The organism is Fluviicola chungangensis (genome assembly GCF_007558725.1).
GTDB classification, from domain to species: domain Bacteria; phylum Bacteroidota; class Bacteroidia; order Flavobacteriales_D; family Crocinitomicaceae; genus Fluviicola; species Fluviicola chungangensis.
In genome coordinates, this window is record NZ_VLPL01000005.1 from 281,300 (window position 1) to 299,691 (window position 18,392).

General features: G+C 42.9%; 12 protein-coding genes. 3 read left to right on the plus strand and 9 right to left on the minus strand.

Annotated elements, in window-relative coordinates:
* The first annotated feature begins 77 nt into the window (after positions 1–77).
* Together FO442_RS11990 and FO442_RS11995 are read left to right on the plus strand one after the other, a co-directional pair.
* On the plus strand, positions 78–545 hold the full coding sequence (locus tag FO442_RS11990) for a low molecular weight protein-tyrosine-phosphatase (RefSeq protein WP_144333434.1): 468 nt from the start codon (positions 78–80) through the stop codon (positions 543–545).
* Positions 545–1,255 (plus strand): SAM-dependent methyltransferase, encoded by a 711-nt coding sequence (locus tag FO442_RS11995; RefSeq protein ID WP_144333435.1) that lies wholly within the window; start codon positions 545–547, stop codon positions 1,253–1,255. The genes FO442_RS11990 and FO442_RS11995 overlap by 1 nt, the downstream gene beginning before the upstream one ends.
* A gap of 28 nt (positions 1,256–1,283) precedes the next feature.
* On the opposite strand, the gene FO442_RS12000 is transcribed toward FO442_RS11995, so the two are convergent.
* The 4 genes from FO442_RS12000 to FO442_RS12015 form a co-directional block, all read right to left on the minus strand.
* Positions 1,284–5,969 (minus strand): T9SS type B sorting domain-containing protein, encoded by a 4,686-nt coding sequence (locus FO442_RS12000; protein ID WP_144333436.1) that lies wholly within the window; start codon positions 5,967–5,969, stop codon positions 1,284–1,286.
* A 140-nt stretch (positions 5,970–6,109) separates the two neighbouring features.
* A complete protein-coding gene (locus FO442_RS18960) occupies positions 6,110–6,883 on the minus strand; it encodes a TerB family tellurite resistance protein (RefSeq protein ID WP_144333437.1) in 774 nt (257 codons plus the stop codon).
* Between the two features lie 53 nt (positions 6,884–6,936).
* A complete protein-coding gene (gene htpG / locus FO442_RS12010; RefSeq protein WP_144333438.1) occupies positions 6,937–8,826 on the minus strand; it encodes a molecular chaperone HtpG in 1,890 nt (629 codons plus the stop codon).
* Positions 8,827–8,934: 108 nt separating this feature from the next.
* Complete coding sequence (locus FO442_RS12015; protein WP_144333439.1) at positions 8,935–9,819, minus strand: FkbM family methyltransferase; 885 nt, start codon at positions 9,817–9,819, stop codon at positions 8,935–8,937.
* Positions 9,820–10,131: 312 nt separating this feature from the next.
* Here FO442_RS12015 and FO442_RS19065 point away from each other — a divergent pair, with 312 nt between their 5' ends.
* Positions 10,132–10,302: a hypothetical protein gene (locus tag FO442_RS19065; RefSeq protein WP_425460005.1), complete on the plus strand. Its 171-nt coding sequence runs from the start codon at positions 10,132–10,134 to the stop codon at positions 10,300–10,302.
* Between the two features lie 47 nt (positions 10,303–10,349).
* On the opposite strand, the gene FO442_RS12025 is transcribed toward FO442_RS19065, so the two are convergent.
* From FO442_RS12025 to hisS, 5 genes are all read right to left on the minus strand, one after another.
* The gene (locus FO442_RS12025; protein WP_144333440.1) at positions 10,350–11,972 is read right to left on the minus strand and encodes an ABC-F family ATP-binding cassette domain-containing protein; all 1,623 of its coding nucleotides are present in this window, start codon (positions 11,970–11,972) and stop codon (positions 10,350–10,352) included.
* Positions 11,973–12,113: 141 nt separating this feature from the next.
* Entirely contained in the window at positions 12,114–14,309 is a 2,196-nt protein-coding gene (locus FO442_RS12030; RefSeq protein ID WP_144333441.1) for a M43 family zinc metalloprotease, read from the minus strand.
* 595 nt (positions 14,310–14,904) lie between these two features.
* On the minus strand, positions 14,905–15,429 hold the full coding sequence (locus FO442_RS12035) for a hypothetical protein (protein ID WP_144333442.1): 525 nt from the start codon (positions 15,427–15,429) through the stop codon (positions 14,905–14,907).
* Positions 15,426–16,910, minus strand: coding sequence for a histidine ammonia-lyase (gene hutH / locus FO442_RS12040; RefSeq protein WP_144333443.1), 1,485 nt, complete (start codon positions 16,908–16,910; stop codon positions 15,426–15,428). Before hutH ends, FO442_RS12035 begins: the two co-directional genes overlap by 4 nt.
* Positions 16,911–16,916: 6 nt before the next feature.
* Entirely contained in the window at positions 16,917–18,287 is a 1,371-nt protein-coding gene (gene hisS, locus FO442_RS12045; RefSeq protein ID WP_144333444.1) for a histidine--tRNA ligase, read from the minus strand.
* Positions 18,288–18,392: the final 105 nt, after the last annotated feature.

Consider the following 18,392-nt stretch of genomic DNA (forward strand, 5'->3'; position numbering starts at 1 on the left):
ACAAATTGTGTGAATCAACGAAGATTTCGAATAATCAAGTTAAAAAAGTAACTTTACACCCAAATCAAAATCAAAAGATGCGTGTTTTAATGGTTTGTTTGGGAAACATTTGCCGATCCCCGATGGCAGACGGCTGGCTGCGGCAGAAAGCAAAATCACTTGATCTATCAATTGTAGTAGATTCTGCCGGAACAGCTAATTATCATACAGGAGAAAAACCGGATCATCGGATGCGAAAACTTTCACTGGAATATGGTGTATCGATTGATGAATTACGGGCACGTCAATTCACAATTGCCGATTTTGACAATTATGACATTATCTTTGCAATGGATAAAAGCAATGCGAAAAACATCCTGCACTTAGCCAGAAATGATCAGGACAAACAAAAAGTCAGACTTTTCCTGAATGAATTATACCCGAACCAGGACCTGGAAGTTCCGGATCCTTATTATGGAACAGAACAAAATTTCAAAGAAGTCATTGAGTTACTGGAACGTGCCACTGATGCATTTTTAAAAAACAACCAATTAATCGAAAAGTAATGAGTGCAGGTAATTTATACCTTATTCCAAATACCCTTGGAGGAGAATCCACGGAAGATATTATCCCGCAAAAAGTGGCTGAGATTGCCTCCGAATTGCGCGTGTTCGCAGTGGAGGACATTAAATCTGCGCGCAGGCTACTTCGCAAAATAGACCGTACTTTTCCGATTGACGAATCTGAATTTTTTGTCCTGAATAAAGCTACCGCGGCAACAGAAGTTCACCACTTGATCAAAACAATGAAATCAGGAAAAAGTGTGGGAATCATCAGTGAAGCAGGTTGTGCCGGAATCGCTGATCCAGGGGCTGTTCTGGTTGCACTGGCTCATGAGAACAACATTCACGTTTGCCCCATGGTTGGCCCGAGCTCAATCCTTTTGACCTTGATCGGGAGCGGCTTTAACGGACAGCAATTTTCATTTCACGGGTATTTACCCAAGGAACAAAAGGAACGGATCCGGAAATTAAAAGACCTGGAACAACGCGTGAAAAGAAGCGGTGAGACTCAGTTATTTATGGACACTCCTTTCAGAACAATGCACGTTTTTGAAGATTTGTTAAACATGCTTGCAGACGATACCTTACTGTGCGTTGCTTCGAACCTGACTTTATTTAATGAACGTATCCAAACAAAAACAATTAAGGACTGGAGAGAAAACGCATACGATCTGAGCAAACAACTGACGATGTTCGCGCTAGGGAAATTATAAATTCTCAAAACTCTTTAAACCCTTTGAATTATTTCACAAGTGTTAAATGCCCGTTTGCAGTATATTTTTTGTCTGTATCCGGATCTTTAAAACTTACTGTCCAGGTATAAATCCCCTCCTGGACCAGCATCCCATTGTACGTACCGTCCCATCCCACTTTTGCATCTTTTGATTCAAACACCGTTTCTCCCCACCTGTTAAAAATGAGGAGTTTGAAACTATACGGATCAAATCCGGAAGTGAAAACAGGCTGAAAAGTATTGTTGTGCTCATCTCCATTTGGTGTAAAACTATTCGGAACATAATAGATCAATTCATCCAGTATGCGAACAATGACCTTTGCCGTATCTGAGCATCCAAAGGCATTGGTAGCAGTCAATTTCACAACATAGTTACTCGGCACCTCATCATAGGTGTAGGTCGGTGAAAAAGCTACCGAATTGCCTCCATCTCCAAAATTCCAGGCATAACTTGTCGCATTGGAAGAAGTATTGATGAAATGGATTTCAGGATGCGTAATTGTTGCCTCATACGGAGATGGAGTAAAGGAGGCATCTGCTTTCGGGTGGATACAAATAAAGTTTACTTTCGTGAAAGTTGCAGCACATCCGTTCAGATCCGTTACGTTTAAAGACACAGTGAAGCACCCTGCAGATGTGTAATTTGCCGATGCATTTAACAGCGAAGCAGATGTTTGTCCATTCCCGAAACTCCATTGCGCATTGACACTTGACGGAGTTTGATTCGTAAAGTTGACGGATAAAGGTGCACAACCGGATAAGGTATCTGCTGTAAAATCGGTCGCCGGTAAGGGATTCACCACAATTGTTGTAGTGGAAGCACCTGAACACGATCCCGGAATATCGTATGTAATTACAAATGAGCCAGGACCTGAAACACTCGGATCAAATAAACCTGTTACAGGGTTTACGATTCCTGTTCCTGACCAATTTCCTCCCGGGTTTGCAGCAGAGAGGGTAATTGCACCATCATTCGCACAGAATGGCCCTACAGCTAAAATAGCAGTGGAGATACCCGAATTGAGGGTCACATTGGTAGTTGCCGAAGCCGTGCATGAATTGACCGATATTGTTACCGTATAAACTCCAAAATCAGCACCCGTTACAGAAGCAATTGTTGGATTTTGAGAAGCGGAACTAAAGGAATTCGGCCCTGTCCAGGAATAAGTTCCGCCTGCCGTTCCCGATGCTGTTAAGTTCAATGGTTGATTCACACATAAAGGGCCGTTATTTGATGCCGTAACTGTCGGGATTGGATTCACCGTAACAATCGTTGCCGCAGATGCCGAAGAACAACCTGATGCAGAAACTGTCACGGTGTAAGAACCACCGGTTGAAACGGTAATGGATTGGGTTGTCGCTCCGGTAGACCAGATATTGCCCGTTGAAGCAGATGAAGTTAAGGTAACGGAACCACCCGAACAAAAGGTTGTTGGGCCGCTGGCTGCAATGGTCGGTACAGCTGGTAACGGATTCACCGTAACAATCGTTGCCGCAGATGCCGAAGAACACGAGCCATTCGAAACCGTAACGGTATACGAACCACCGGTTGAAACGATAATGGATTGGGTTGTTGCTCCGGTAGACCAAGTATTCCCGCTTGCAGCAGACGAAGTTAAGGTGACGGAACCACCGCTACAAAACGTTGTTGGGCCGCTGGCTGCAATGGTCGGTACAGCTGGTAGCGGATTCACCGTAACAACTGTAGCCGCAGATGCCGAAGAACACGATCCGTTCGAAACCGTAACGGTATAGGAACCACTGCTTGAAACGGTAATGGATTGGGTTGTTGCTCCGGTAGACCAGGTATTGCCACTTGCAGAAGAAGAGGTCAATGTGACAGAACCACCCGAACAAAAGGTCGTTGGACCGCCGGCTGTAATAGTCGGCACCGCTGGTAGTGGATTTACTGTAACTAATGTCACAGCAGATGTTGAGGAACATGATCCACTGGAGACTGTAACCGTATAAGAACCACTTGTTGTTACATTTATTGCCTGAGTTGTCTCCGTTGTCGACCAGGTATTTCCGGTCGCAGCAGAGGAAGTCAACGTAACAGAACCACCTGCACAGAATGTCGTGGAGCCGCTGGCTGAAATGGTCGGTATCGCTGGTAGCGGATTCACTGTAACAACCACTGCTGCAGATGCCGAAGAACACGATCCGTTCGAAACCGTAACGGTATAGGAACCACTGCTTGAAACGGTAATGGATTGGGTTGTCGCTCCTGTTGACCAGGTATTTCCGGTCGCAGCAGAAGAGGTCAATGTGACAGAACCACCCGAACAAAAGGTTGTTGGGCCACCGGCCGAAATGGTCGGTACCGCTGGTAGCGGATTCACCGTGACAACTGTCGCCGCTGAAGTTGAAGAACACGATCCGTTCGAAACCGTAACGGTATAGGAACCACTGCTTGAAACGGTAATGGATTGGGTTGTCGCTCCTGTTGACCAGGTATTCCCGCTTGGGGAAGAAGAAGTCAATGTGACAGAACCACCCGAACAAAACGTTGTTGGACCGCCGGTCGAAATGGTCGGTACAGCTGGAAGTGGGTTCACTGTAATGGTTGTTGAAGCAGGCGCTGAAGTACACCCACTCGTAGTAACAGTCAAGGTGTAGGTTCCTGCTGTAGTTACGTTAATCGATTGTGTTGTGGCACCGGTTGACCAGGTGTTTCCTGTTGCAGATGAAGAAGTCAATGTCACAGAGCCTCCGGTACAAAATGAAATCGGTCCGCTTGGTGTAATGGTTGGTGTTGCAGGAAGGGGTGTAACTGTTACTACTGTTGCTGAAGAAGTGGAAGAACAACCTCCTCCCCCAACGACGGTTACCGTATAGGAACCTCCTGTCGTAACAGTAATTGATTGTGTCGTGGCACCATTTGACCAGGTATTTCCTGTTGCAGATGAAGAAGTCAATGTCACTGAACCACCTGCACAGAATGTGGTGGGGCCACCGGCTGCAATGGTCGGAGGTGTTCCCGGTGTAACTGTAACTGTTCTGTTACTGGTGATCTGGTTACCACAAAGATCTGTTACGATTGAATAAAGTGTCACTGAACCCGAAGTTGGAAACGTAATATTTACACTTGTTCCGGTTCCAATACTTGGAGTACCGGTTGGACTAAAACTCCAGTTGTAATTATAAGTCGGAATACCATAAATCGCGGAAGTAGATGCAGTCAATGATCCTCCCTGACAGACAGTTGTACCGGAAAGCGTAATCGGTGTTGTGGGATTGGTATACTCCAGCGATCTACCTACAATATTCATTACCCAGGGCGAACCTGCTCCGATACAGGTATTGGAACAACCGCTTGCTCCCCAGCATGAACGGTAAAATTTCAAAGTAAAGGTTATGTTTTGTCCACCGGCTGTACAGTTTGCAACGGTAGGAGCAGGTATGCAGGCTGCTAAATCCGTATATACTGTTTGGTTAGTTGCTGAACAGGTTCCTCCACCTATTGCATTACAAAACCAGTAAAATCCAGCTGCTGAAGGACTTGTACATCCCCCGGTTGCAATGCGCATTGCTCCATCCTGAAGCCAACAGGTTGTTCCGTTAGCAGAATAGGTAAATGAGAATGTTAAATCTGTAATAGATGCACCGGCCGGACAAGGAACCGTCAGGTTGTAATCACATGAATTCGTAAAATTACACGAAGCATTATACCTGGATCCGGTAATCGATGCCTGTGCCAAAGTAGCTGTTCCTGTTATCAGTGGATCAACGATTAACTGATAAGAACCAATATGTGCGTTGATCCAGTCATAATCAACGAGTAAGTCAACCTTATTGGCATGTATGACGTATTCCCCTGAACGTGCCAGACTTTTAGGTCCATCCTTTGCAAATAATTTTGCTTCGTCCATGAGGGCCAATTGTGTCGTGCCAGTCATTAATTTTAAGCTCCCGATTCCACGGTTATGTGTTCCTTCGGAGAATTCGGCATGTACCGGAGATAATGCACTATGTAGCTCTTCCCGGAAAACTAACTGATCAAACACACCGAATTCATTGGTCTTAATAATGAAACTTGTTTTGATTCCTCCGCGTTGAACAAGCATTTCAGCATCGATTCCCGGAAAGACATTGTGAATCAGCGTACCATCAGATCCTACTGTATAATCGGACCAGTTTGCTGTTAATTGACTGGATTCCGCTCCGTTTTGAACAACGATTAATTTCCAATTATTGAAAAACAATGTACCATTGGCTGTCTTCAACTCGGTTCTCGCAGCAGAAAAATCAATCACCGGCTGATCTGACAAATAACCGGATTCATACCTCGTACCTGATACGGGATGTAACGCAGGTTCAATCGTGACCCATGCCCCATCTATCCGTTCATGCAGATCTCCGAGTGCTTTTTGTGAATAAAATTCATGCGTATCCTCCAGGTTAATGAAATAACGCTCGTCAACAGTCCTCTTTTCCAGAACCTCAATACAATTCTCACATGGAGCATTTTCAGGGAGCTTTCCAAAATTAGGGTGCGAATAATACCCGGGATCGTTGTATTTTCTCCAAGCTTCTATATTCCTGATCTCAGAAACAGGGAAAGAAGTCAGGTTCTTTTCAACTGCCGTCATACCGGATTGAGCATGTTTCTCCTGACCATACAGAGAGGCAATTCCCACTAAAAAAAAGAATAGGACAGAAACGCAGTTTCGAGAGTAGTTTGTTGTCAGCATGTACCTAAAATTATTAACGCTATATGCAAATAGACGTAAATAATCTCACATGGTGGTGTCAGTTTTTTGTTTTTTTAATCCCCAATTAATATATCGCTAAACCGGCGAAAACTAGAACGTTGTAGCCTTAGCTATTTGAGTCAAAGTCCCCTGGCCTTTTTAATATTATCATACGCTTCCTGAATGCGCTGGAATTTTTCTTTGGCTCCTTTTTGATACTCTTCTCCAAGAGAAGCTACTTTATCGGGATGATACCGCACAGCCATTTGACGATACGCTTTTTTTATTTCTTCATCGGAAGCGGATTCATCAAGTCCTAAAATCTCATAGTCCGCGTTCAGATTTTGTTTGAACATTCCCTGTACAGACCTGAAATCCATTGGCGGAACCTGCAGCAAATTTGCGAGATACTGCAATGTTTTAATCTCCTGATCGGAAACTTGTCCGTCTGACTGGGCAATTCCGAACAGGTAGTGAAGCAGCTGAATGCGGATCTCTACCTGTGCACGCATACGGATATCCGAACAGATCTGATCAATTGGTATAGCCGGGGCATCCAAAAAGTGCTTCAGGGTTTGTAGGTGCGAAGTATTAAACTGGTTTCCAAACTGTTGAGCCAGAAAAGTTTTCACGAAATCCAATTCCGATTTTACCACTTTTCCATCGCTCTTCATCATATAAGCAGAAAGAGCCAAAAGCTGGGTAGGGAAATCGTATCGTTGTGTTTGCTGTCTGTAATATTCAAAAATATCCTGGAACGACTGACGGGAACCGTCACTATTCCTGTCTCCCTGATTATTTCTCGATCTCATGACCTGGTCAACGATCCCTCCGATAAAAAAGCCGATAATTGCCGGGATAATTCTTCCTCCGGAAACAGCAAATGCTACAATTGCAAATATGATACTATACACGTTACAAAATTAAAATCCCCGTCTCAAAGACCTTCTCGACGGGGATTCATTTATTAGACAAATGAGATGCTTCTCTCAATAAATTTATTCAGTTCCTCACCTTTTAACATTCCTTGGGCAAGCAGGGCCAAGTCTGTGAGTTGTTTCACTTTGGTTGATTTTTCCGAGTCATCAGACATTTTTAAAAGCGCCTCCACTTTTTGATGGTTCGCATTGACAACCAGGTTATACGTTTCAGGGAAAGCTCCGAAGAAACCCCCTCCTCCGTACTTTTGCTGCTCCATCATTCTCCGAATGAATTCCGGTTGTGTAACAATAATCGGGGCATCTGATTCGCTCATGGACTTAAATTCCACTTTGAATTTTTGATTGTCAACAGCCGATTCAAACAGCGGTTTCAACTCCGATTGCTGCTCTTCCGTCAATTTTGACGGTAATTCGCCTTCTTTTTGGATCAAGTGGTCCAGCGTATCCGCATCAACTCTGGCAAAGCTTAAATTCTCAACCGTTTGTTCCATTTTCGAAATCCAATGTGAAGCCAATGGTCCGTCGATAACTGCAACCTGGTAACCACGATCTTTTGCCTGTTTCACAAAGGAAAAATGTTCTTCCAGACTATGAGTATACAGAACAACTACCTTTCCGTCTTTATTTGTCTGAAGCGGTGCAATTTGTTCTTCAAGCTCTTCGATGGTGTAATACTTCCCGTCTGTATTTTTGATCAACGCAAACGTCTTCGCTTTTTCTGCGAACTTATCATCCGAAAGCATACCGTATTCCACGAAAATCTTCAGATCATCCCACTTCGCCTCAAAATCAGCGCGGTCCTTCTTGAACATTTCGGCCAATTTGTCCGCCACTTTCTTGGTAATGTGTGCAGAAATTTTCTTCACATTCCCATCACTCTGAAGGTACGAACGGGAGACATTTAACGGAATATCCGGGGAGTCAATCACCCCGTGAAGCAAGGTTAAAAACTCCGGTACGATCTCCGCCACCGAATCGGTAATAAATACCTGATTGGAGTACAGATTAATCTTATTTCGCTGAACCTCTACATTCTCTTTGATTTTCGGGAAGTACAAAATCCCGGTCAAATTGAATGGATAATCCACATTCAAATGGATATGGAACAATGGATCTTCAAAAGACATCGGGTATAATTCGCGGTAGAAAGCAGTGTAATCTTCGTCTTTCAAATCAACAGGAGCTATCGTCCAGGCAGGTTTCGGATTATTCACCTGATTCGGAACATCTACCGAAACACGTTTCACTTTCCCGTCTTCGTCTTTTTCACCTTCCGGTGAGTCGATATACTCTACTTTTGTTCCGAAAAAAACCGGAATCGGAAGAAATTTACAGTATTTATCCAGAATTCCCTGGATACGCGATTTTTCAAGGAACTCTGCGGACTCTTCATTGATGAATAAGACAATATCCGTTCCGCGTGTATCTTTTTCAATTTCTGTCAGGGTAAATTCCGGTGAGCCGTTACTTTCCCATTGAACTGCCTGTGCACCTTCGTGGCGGGATAAAGTCCGTATTTGTACTTTTTCAGCAACCATGAATGCGGAATAAAATCCTAACCCGAAATGACCGATAATGCTTTCAGCACCCTCTTTTCCTTCGTATTGTTTCACAAATTCTTCTGCGCCCGAAAATGCAATCTGGTTGATATATTTATCGATCTCTTCGGCTGTCATACCAATTCCATTATCGCGGATTGTCAGTGTTTTGGCTTCTTTGTCTAAAAGTACTTCCACTTTCAGTTCCCCCAACTCTCCTTTATATTCACCGGTTGAAGCAAGCACTTTCAATTTCTGGCTTGCATCTACTGCATTTGAAACCAACTCACGCAAAAAAATCTCATGGTCGGAATACAAGAATTTTTTAATGATTGGAAAAATATTTTCCGTTGAAACATGTATTTGTCCTGTTTTCATAACTTATTTGAAATTTGGCATTTTCATGTCAAGGTTTGTGCCAAGGAATATTTTGTGACAAAATGACAGCATTAAACCGAATAAAAACCGGCCACGCATAAGCTGGTTTCATGCTGAAGGAATGCAAATAATGTTGTCGTGATCCGGCAGTTCCTGAACATGTAAAATCTTCAAGAGTTTTCCACTGCGTTCTTTGGTTCCTTTGTGTTTGAAAAACTCATAAGGACCAATCTTTTCAACCAATTCTAGTATCTCCTTAGGAGTTGGTCCCGCTTCTTTTTCCCGCTTTTCGGATACTTCGATGATAAATACCGGTAGCTGTTTCTTAAACCAGTTCATTCCTCCGCGAATAACTTGGGGCTCAAATCCTTCTACATCGATTTTCACCAGGTCGATCCGCGTATTTTCGTCAAACAAATCATCCAGGCGTTCCATTTTCACTTCAATGCCTTTCTCCTCTGAACTTTGAGAAATCAGGGATGCTCCTCCCCGGTTGACTTCCCAATTTTCAAATAGCAATGCGGTTCCTTGTGTATCTGAAAGCGCAATCGGGAGTACCTCGATATTTTTGCATTGGTTCAGTTCGATATTGGTTTGTAAAATCGGAACTGTCGCCGGATTGGCTTCCACCGCATACACGATTCCTTTTTCACCAACACACTTCGATGCGATCACGGACATGAGCCCGATATTCGCTCCGATGTCCAAAAAGGAAGCTCCGGGTTTCAGGTGTTCTTTCAGGAATTGAATTGTTCCTTTCTCGTAAGTCCCGGTTTCAAAAAGCGAAAGTTCTACTCCTTTATCCAAAGAAGGATCGATCATCATTTTAATACCGTGGATCGTTTTCAGGACATGCTTTCCCATGGATTTAGGATCAGGAAGAAGAAGTTTGGGCAAAGCAACGGAAAGTCTGCGAATTCCTTTCACATCCCAGTCACGCAAGGCGGAGATGAGCTTGTGACGGAATAAAAAGGATCTTTCTGGAATTGACATGGAGGCGAAGTTATCACTTATTGTTGGAATATCTGCTCTGTCAAATCTTCATGTTATGATTTCGTTATATCACGAATACATGATATTATCATATTCGTATATCATTTTTAGTTTTTTTCATTCAGGTACTTGTTTCCGATGATCTTTTCTGCCAACTTATTTAAGAAACAGTAACTTATGGGACGATCTAAACAACATCAGTACACCAAACAAGAATTAAACAGGGCACGAATCGGAAGAGCAATTTCTGCAACTGCGAGAGTAGTTATTCTTCAAGAAAGAAACAAATAGCACATCGTAACGAATAAATCTATTTCCAAACGGGTAAATTTAAGTGGTGCAGCAGTGTCTCAGCATATCCAAATACTGAGGGAAACAGGATTTATCAAAAGTAAATACCTTGGAGAGATTGAAGCCTTTCGCGGTTATGTATTCACGACACAAGGTGAGATTGATTTCTACAACTTACAGAGAGTACTATAAAAAACGCCAACCTGAAATGGGTTGGCGTTCTCATCAAAAAAAAAATCTTAAGCATAAAGCTCCTCCTGCAGACCTGCAATTTTTGCATCTGCAAGGTATTCGTCATATGGCATCATCTTGTCAATGAAACCGTTTGGTGTCAATTCAATAATCCGGTTTGCAACAGTCGAAACCAATTCGTGGTCATGTGATGTAAACAACATGGTTCCTTCAAAAGCAGACATTCCGTTGTTTAATGCCGTAATCGATTCCAAATCCAGGTGATTCGTCGGTTCGTCCATCATCAGGAAGTTTGCCTTTGCAAGCATCATTCGCGATAACATACAACGCACCTTTTCTCCCCCTGAAAGCACTGTAGCACTTTTCAAAGCTTCTTCACCGGAGAACAACATTCTTCCAAGGAATCCGCGAATACTTACTTCTTCTCTTTCTTCATCTGTTTGTGCATACTGACGCAACCAATCAATCAGGGACAATTTATCCTGGAAGAATGAAGAGTTATCATTTGGCAAATAAGCTGTCGTAATAGTCGTTCCATACGTAAAATCACCTTTATCAGCTTGCATATTTCCATTCAGAACTTCGAAGAATTGAGTGATTGCAATAGAGTTTTTAGACACGATCGCCACTTTATCGCCTTTATTCAATGTAAAAGATAAATCTTTAAATAGGTATTCTCCCTCGTGCATTTTCGTCAATCCGCTTACCGTTAAAATCTGGTTTCCGGCGTCACGTTCCTGGTGAAATGTAATTCCGGGATAACGACGTGAGGATGGCTGAATTTCTTCCAAATCCAATTTATCGATCAATTTACGACGGCTGGTTGCCTGCTTGGATTTGGAGGCATTTGCAGAGAAACGGGAAATAAAGTCCTGCAATTCCTTTTTCTTGTCTTCCGCTTTCTTATTCTTATCAGCCCGCTGACGAGCAGCTAATTGTGACGATTGGTACCAGAAAGTATAGTTACCGGTAAACACATTGATCTTGCTAAAGTCGATATCGCAAATGTGCGTGCAAACCGTATCCAGGAAGTGACGGTCATGCGATACCACAATTACCGTATTTCTAAAATCCAACAAGAAGTCTTCCAACCAACTGATGGTTTTCAAGTCCAAGTCATTGGTAGGTTCATCGAGTACTAATACATCCGGATTTCCGAAAAGAGCCTGTGCCAACAAAATACGTACTTTGTATTCTGAAGGAACATCCTCCATTTTCAGGTAATGCTTACTTTCATCAATTCCCAGGTTGCTCAACAAGGTTGCTGCATCTGTTTCCGCATTCCATCCTTCCAAATCTGCAAATTCAGCCTCCAGTTCGGAAGCACGCATGCCATCTTCATCCGAAAAATCCGGTTTTGCATACAATGCATCCTTTTCAGTCATGATCTCGAACAAACGCTTGTGTCCCATAATAACAGTCTGCAATACTTCGTACTCGTCAAAAGCAAAGTGGTTCTGACTCAATACTGCCATCCGTTTTCCTGGCTCCAGTTCCACACGGCCTGAAGTCGGATCCTGCTCCCCGGTTAAAATCTTTAAGAACGTAGATTTACCGGCACCATTCGCACCGATAACACCGTAACAGTTACCAGAACCGAATTTGAGATTTACATCATCAAAAAGGACACGTTTACCGAATTGAAGTGAGAGATTATTTACTGAAATCATGAGAAATACTTGGAATTTTGGTGCAAAGATAGCACATATTCCTCCGTTAAAAAAAAGAATTTCAGAAATTATCAATTATTAATGTTTTAATTATCAAGGGCAATCCAACCGGACATACCCTTGATAATTCATCATTGCTGACTACTGAACAATTACCCGGTGCGTCGATTTCGCAGATCCCTGAACAGCATTCAGAATATAACATCCTTTGGCCACATTCATTGGAATACTTACAGTTTGAACTCCCGAAGATGCAGGAACATCCGTTGTTGAAATGATTGCACCTTTCAAGTCCATCACAATCAACTTCATTCCGGTCCCCGAATCGGCAAGCTCAACCACGAGGTCAGAACCACTTGCAACCGGATTCGGAGCAAGAGAAACAGCAGGCACCAATCCCTTGTCCTCAATGCCAAGCGTTCCGGTAATGTTGAAATTGTCGAAATAGAAATTGGAAGAAAAATCGGACGCTATAAACTCAAACTTGAATTTGGTTTTGTTATCAGCTGCAGTTGGGGTATACGTGAAACTGGCTGTTTTCCAATCCAAGTCGTTATCCGGCACAAAATCCGTGTTGCCTACATAACCGGCTGTTAATAAATCTGTTCCGGTAAGCATTTCCTTTTGAATCCATGTTTTACCGCAATCCCTGGAGGAATAAACGATTAATTTCTCCGTAATATCTGCAGCAGCTACGGCTTTTGTCCCGTAAGCGTAATCGAATGAGATCGTGATATTTGAGGTGTTTCTTAAATCAATTGCCGGCGAGATCAGGTAATCCTTGGAATTTCCCAAACGATCGTTGTAATACCAATCTTCCGTAAATAATTGAGCTCCCGAAACGTCTTTAAAATTGTTTAATTTGAAACAGCCTGAATTTCCTCTTCCGCCGGTCGCAACCCGGTTAAATGACGCGTAATTATTCTCCGGATTATGTGTGATCCAGAAGTTTCCGTTCTGGTTGAAATCTTCCATTCTCGGTCCGGTATATTCGGCCCAGTCTCCCTGAACATAAATCATGTGATTGATCGTCTTTGTATCTGATCCGGCTGTATTGGAAACCGTTAAAGTAATGGAATACCATCCCGGTGAGGCGTAAGTTACCGTTGGATTCTGAGCAGTAGAAGTGGCGGGACTTCCTCCAGGGAAACTCCACGACCAGGAAGTTACCAATGCCTTCCAGGAAGCATCTTTGAAAGCAATCGGATCATTGACACAAGCTGTCATGGCATTCGCATTTTGTGCCAGGTTTCCACTTGCACCATTGACATCCACAAAGAAATCAGCCACCGGGATACAAATCACAGGAGTTAAGGTAGACGTTCCTGTTGCCATCAGGTTTTCTCCGGTATACAAATTATTCCTGCTGCTCGTTGGCTGATCGAGCACATTATTCATAAAGTTTGCCTGGCCATTGGTGAACATCGCATTGCAATACGAATAATCCATGTAGTTCTGTGTATTATCATTAACGTCTACAGGCCAGTAATTCCCCGGCATGGTCGATTCAACACACGTATTCGCATTCAGATCACAGGATTCTAACCCGATACAGTTTGGAGTATCCCCGATTCCGTCATCCTGGTTACAGCTGCTGGCAATTCCCGGATCGTTATCACTTCCCCAGGTATGTGCCAGGCCCAAATAATGACCGATCTCATGAGTCAATACCCTGGAACGGCCAATAGCACTTGTCCCGATACTTCCGGTATAATTGTGAAGAATAACCACCCCATCCCGCCAGAATCCGGCTCCGGTAACATCTGTAGGATAATGGGCAAATCCAGCAACATCCGGATCCCCCATTGTTCCGATAACCCAAACATTCAGGTATTTATCCCGGTCCCACTGGTTCAGTTTTGAATAGGCATCTGCCTGAACTGTTTGATGATTGTAAATGTGCTCAATGCCATTTGTACAATTCCCGTATGGATCCAGGGTAGCCAAACGGAATTCCAGGTGCGTATTCCCGATAATGGTATCGAAAGGTGAAACAACATTAATCGTATCCTGGTTCTGTTTCCCGAAATCTTCATTTAAAACCCGAACGGCATCCCGGATCTGTTGATCGGAAATGTTTTCTGCCCCATATTCATGAATAACGTGGAATACGATGGGAATGACACGAACAGTTTCGGATTTTCCATGAGAAACACGGTTTTCTGTGCAGCGATGGAGCAGTTTTTCATAATCTTCTTTGATTTGCGGGTTTTCGGCAATCAGTTTTTGACGCTGTTTGTCAATTCCGCAACTGAAGTGTGTTTCCTGTGCAATTGCATTTCCCGTCGCAAGAAATCCGGTGAAAACAAGAACACTTAAAGGTAAATTTTTGCGCATGTTTAATAGCTTAATAGATTGGACATCATTTACTTATGATGTGAATCTTTCAAATCCGAGGGCCCATTCGCATTTTTAAAATCACATGAAACAAATGTAGACGAAGTAATTATACGTTTTGTTAAATGTTCAATTGTTTAGTTAAATGTCTATCAGGAGAATTTAAAGTCATTCAAATGAGAATGAACGGTAGCCAATTTTAAGATAATGATCAATTATAAATGACTTAATTATCAAATAATTGAAAAATTAAAATGGAAAATTGAAAAGCTTTTTACCTCATTTGATTCAATGCACAAGATTAAACCTCGGAAAAAAGTCAATAGTTAAAATTTCATTTAAACTTAGATCATTATCACCATCCAGATTCGAAATATTTATTCCATCCACAGACTTTGATCTTATTAGATGTGTAAAATGACAAAAAAATATCGGGCATATAAGAACTATTTGTTTGTCTCTTTAAAGCAAGCAGTGTAATTATTGCCACTATGGCTGAGGCAAACGTTCCTAAAGAAGCTAATTACTTATATAACTTTCGAAATCTTTCAATCAAATTTCTTGTTTTAAATTCTTTTCAATTCTCCATTTTCAATTACTTATTCATCCACTTCAAATTCAAGCTGTAGAGGAAAATAAACAACCCTGAAATGATCAGGTTCATAATCACGGAAGCCATTGGAACCATGTGAGACGGAACGATCAGAAAAGTCCCCCCCACACTCAACAAGTTATAAATGATGTACAAATGGAAACCCAATTTCTTCCCCCTGAACATCAACAAAACTCCTGCAAAACCGGTAAGCATTGTCAGGGTATTAATTCCTAAAACCGACCAATACCGATGTTGCTGATATACTGTTAGCTCTGCCCCCTGCTCCAACATGTCCGCAATGGTTGTTAACTGCTTGTCCCGCATTTCACTTGCCATTTGGACAATTTGGTTATAAGCTGCATCAATTTCATCCGGTGTAGGTTGTCCACTTATGAGAGAAAACAAAGCGCCCAGTAATCCAAAACCAACTACAACGAAACTTAAAATGCACAATACCGTTAATAAAACCGGTCTTTTGCGTCTTTGTTCTTCTTGTTGCTCCATATCTGTATATCCTTCACTCATATTCCGTTTTTTACAAATTCTTTACTCGTTTGCATCAATGGATGCATATATCCGTCCTCTTTTACAAAAGGAACTTTTCCTCTAAAGTTAGCAAATATCTCTTCCTGCCGTTTACCGGAAGTTGCCGGTCTTCGGAATTCCAATGACTGACAGGCATGCAAAAGCTCTATTCCCTGGATCGAATAGCAATTGTCGATCACACGGAACAATTTCGTAGCCGCATTGGCGCCCATAGAAACATGATCTTCCTGTCCGTTACTGGAATCAATGGTATCGACGCTGGCCGGGGTGCACAACTGCTTGTTCTGGCTTACAATGGATGCACAGGTATACTGCGTGATCATGAACCCGGAATTCAATCCTGGTTTTGCAACCAAAAATGCTGGTAAATTGCGTGTGCCGGAAATCGATTTGTAAATTCTGCGTTCGCTGATACTTCCCATTTCTGCCAAAGCAATTGCCAGGAAGTCCATTGCCAAGGCAAGCGGCTGTCCGTGGAAATTTCCCGCTGAAACCACAATATCGTCATCCGGGAAAACAGTTGGATTATCTGTAACGGCATTAATCTCACGTTCTATGATCGTTGCACAGTGTTCAATCGTATCGTAAGAAGCTCCATGTACCTGTGGAATGCAACGGAACGAATACGGATCCTGAACGTGTGCTTTTTCGCGATTTGCCAATTCACTGTCAGCCAGTAAGTTTCTGAAAATTTCAGCCGTTTTGATTTGCCCGACCTGGTTGCGGATTTCATTCACCTGTACTCCGAAAGGTTCTCTGCGCCCATCGTATCCATCCAATGAAATAGCTGCAATCTCGTTGAACTGCTTCCATAATTTACGTGCGTGGGAAATGGCGTAAGAAGCATATCCCGACATGAACTGTGTTCCGTTCAACAAAGCCAATCCTTCTTTCGATCTCAAAACAATCGGCTGTAGACCGAAACGTTCATTGATTTCTTGCGAGGAGTATTCTTTTCCTTCGAATAATACGGTTCCTTCCCCCAAAAGCGGCAACACCAAATGTGCTAAAGGAGCCAAATCTCCGGATGCTCCTAAACTCCCCTGCTGGAAAACAACCGGATGAATGTGATTGTTGTAAAAGAAAACCAAACGCTCTACTGTTTCCAATTGCACTCCCGAAGCTCCGTGAGAAAGCCCCATCACTTTCAGAATCAGTAATCTTCTGACAATTTCTTCCGGAACACGCTCGCCCATTCCGCAAGCGTGTGAAAGCACCAAATTCCGTTGCAACTGTTCCAGATCTTCAGTGGAAATTGCCGTGTCACACAAACTTCCGAAACCGGTGTTTACGCCATAGATCAACCGATCGCTTTTGGCCACCTTTTCATCCAGGTAAGTACGACATTTTATAATTCCGGCTTTCGCATCTTCACTAATGGAAATTTTTGCGTTTGATGCTAGTATTTCATCGAGTTTCTCCAAAGAAACCCATTGATTATCTATGATAAAATGGTCCATTTTCGTTTAAGCTTTAAAATAGTGAAGCAATTCTGTTTCCGTCATTGCCTGCTGTTCTCCCGATTCCATGTTCTTGATCTGCAGCTGGCCTTTGTTCAGCTCGTCTTCACCGATCAGCGCCACAAATTTCACTTTGCGGTTATCTGCATATTTGAATTGCTTCTGCATCTTGGCTGCACTCGGATATACTTCACAATCTACCCCATTCTGTCGCAGTTTCTTCGTCAGTTTCATGCAGTATGCAGCTTCTTTGTCTCCAAAATTGGCAAACAACAGGGTCAAACCGGCATTCGTATCTTCCGGGTATAAGTTCAATTCGTTCAATACATCGTAAATGCGGTCTGCCCCGAAAGAGATTCCCACTCCCGAAAGTCCGGAAAGCCCGAATAAACCGGTCAGGTCATCGTAACGTCCGCCACCGCAGATCGACCCCATTTTTACGTCGTTTACCTTCACTTCGAAAATGGCTCCGGTATAATAGTTCAATCCGCGCGCCAGGGTCACGTCGAATACTACTTCTGCACGCTCCAGACCCAATTCTTTCGTTTGGTTCAAGACAAATTCCAGTTCTTCGATTCCTTTCAACCCGATTTCCGAGTCTTTCAAAAAGGATTTCATTTGGTCCAAACGGGCCTCGTTACTTCCCGAAATTTTAAACAAAGGCGAAATAATTTCAATGGCTTTGTCGGAAACTCCTTTTTCCTTCAATTCCTTCACCACCCCTTCTTCCCCAATCTTGTCCAGCTTATCGATTGCTATCGTTATATCGATCAATTTTTCACTTTCTCCCGAAACTTCTGCAATCCCCGAAAGGATCTTGCGGTTGTTGATTAGAATGGTAAATCCGGGAATTTGAAGCTTGGTCAACACCTGGTCGAAGATCTGCACGAAATCCACTTCGTACAACAAAGAATCCGAACCAACTACATCGGCATCGCACTGGTAAAATTCCTGGTAACGGCCGTGTTGCGGACGATCTGCTCTCCAAACCGGTTGGATCTGGTATCGTTTAAAAGGAAAAGACAACTCATTCTGGTGCTGTACCACAAAACGCGCAAAAGGAACGGTCAAATCGTAGCGCAAGGCTTTTTCAGCCAATGAATTTGCAAAACGGGCCAAATTTTCAGATTGTAAGGCTTCTAAATCTGCCTTTTTCATCTTTTCTCCCGAATTCAAAATGCGGAATATCAAACGATCTCCTTCTTCGCCATATTTCCCCAATAAGGTGGTGGACAATTCAAAAGAAGGTGTTTCGATCGGTGCAAATCCGTAATTCTTGAATACAGACTTGATCGTATCGAAAATATACGTACGGCGCGCCACCTCATCGGGTAGAAAATCTCTTGTTCCTTTTGGAATTGCCGGTTTTTGAGCCATTGTAAATTTATTTGCGGCAAAGGTAATTTTTTCTGGCGAAAACGGGATATAAAACAGTAGGCGTGCGATTAATCGCACACCTACTGTTCGGTCAGTCACCTTTCA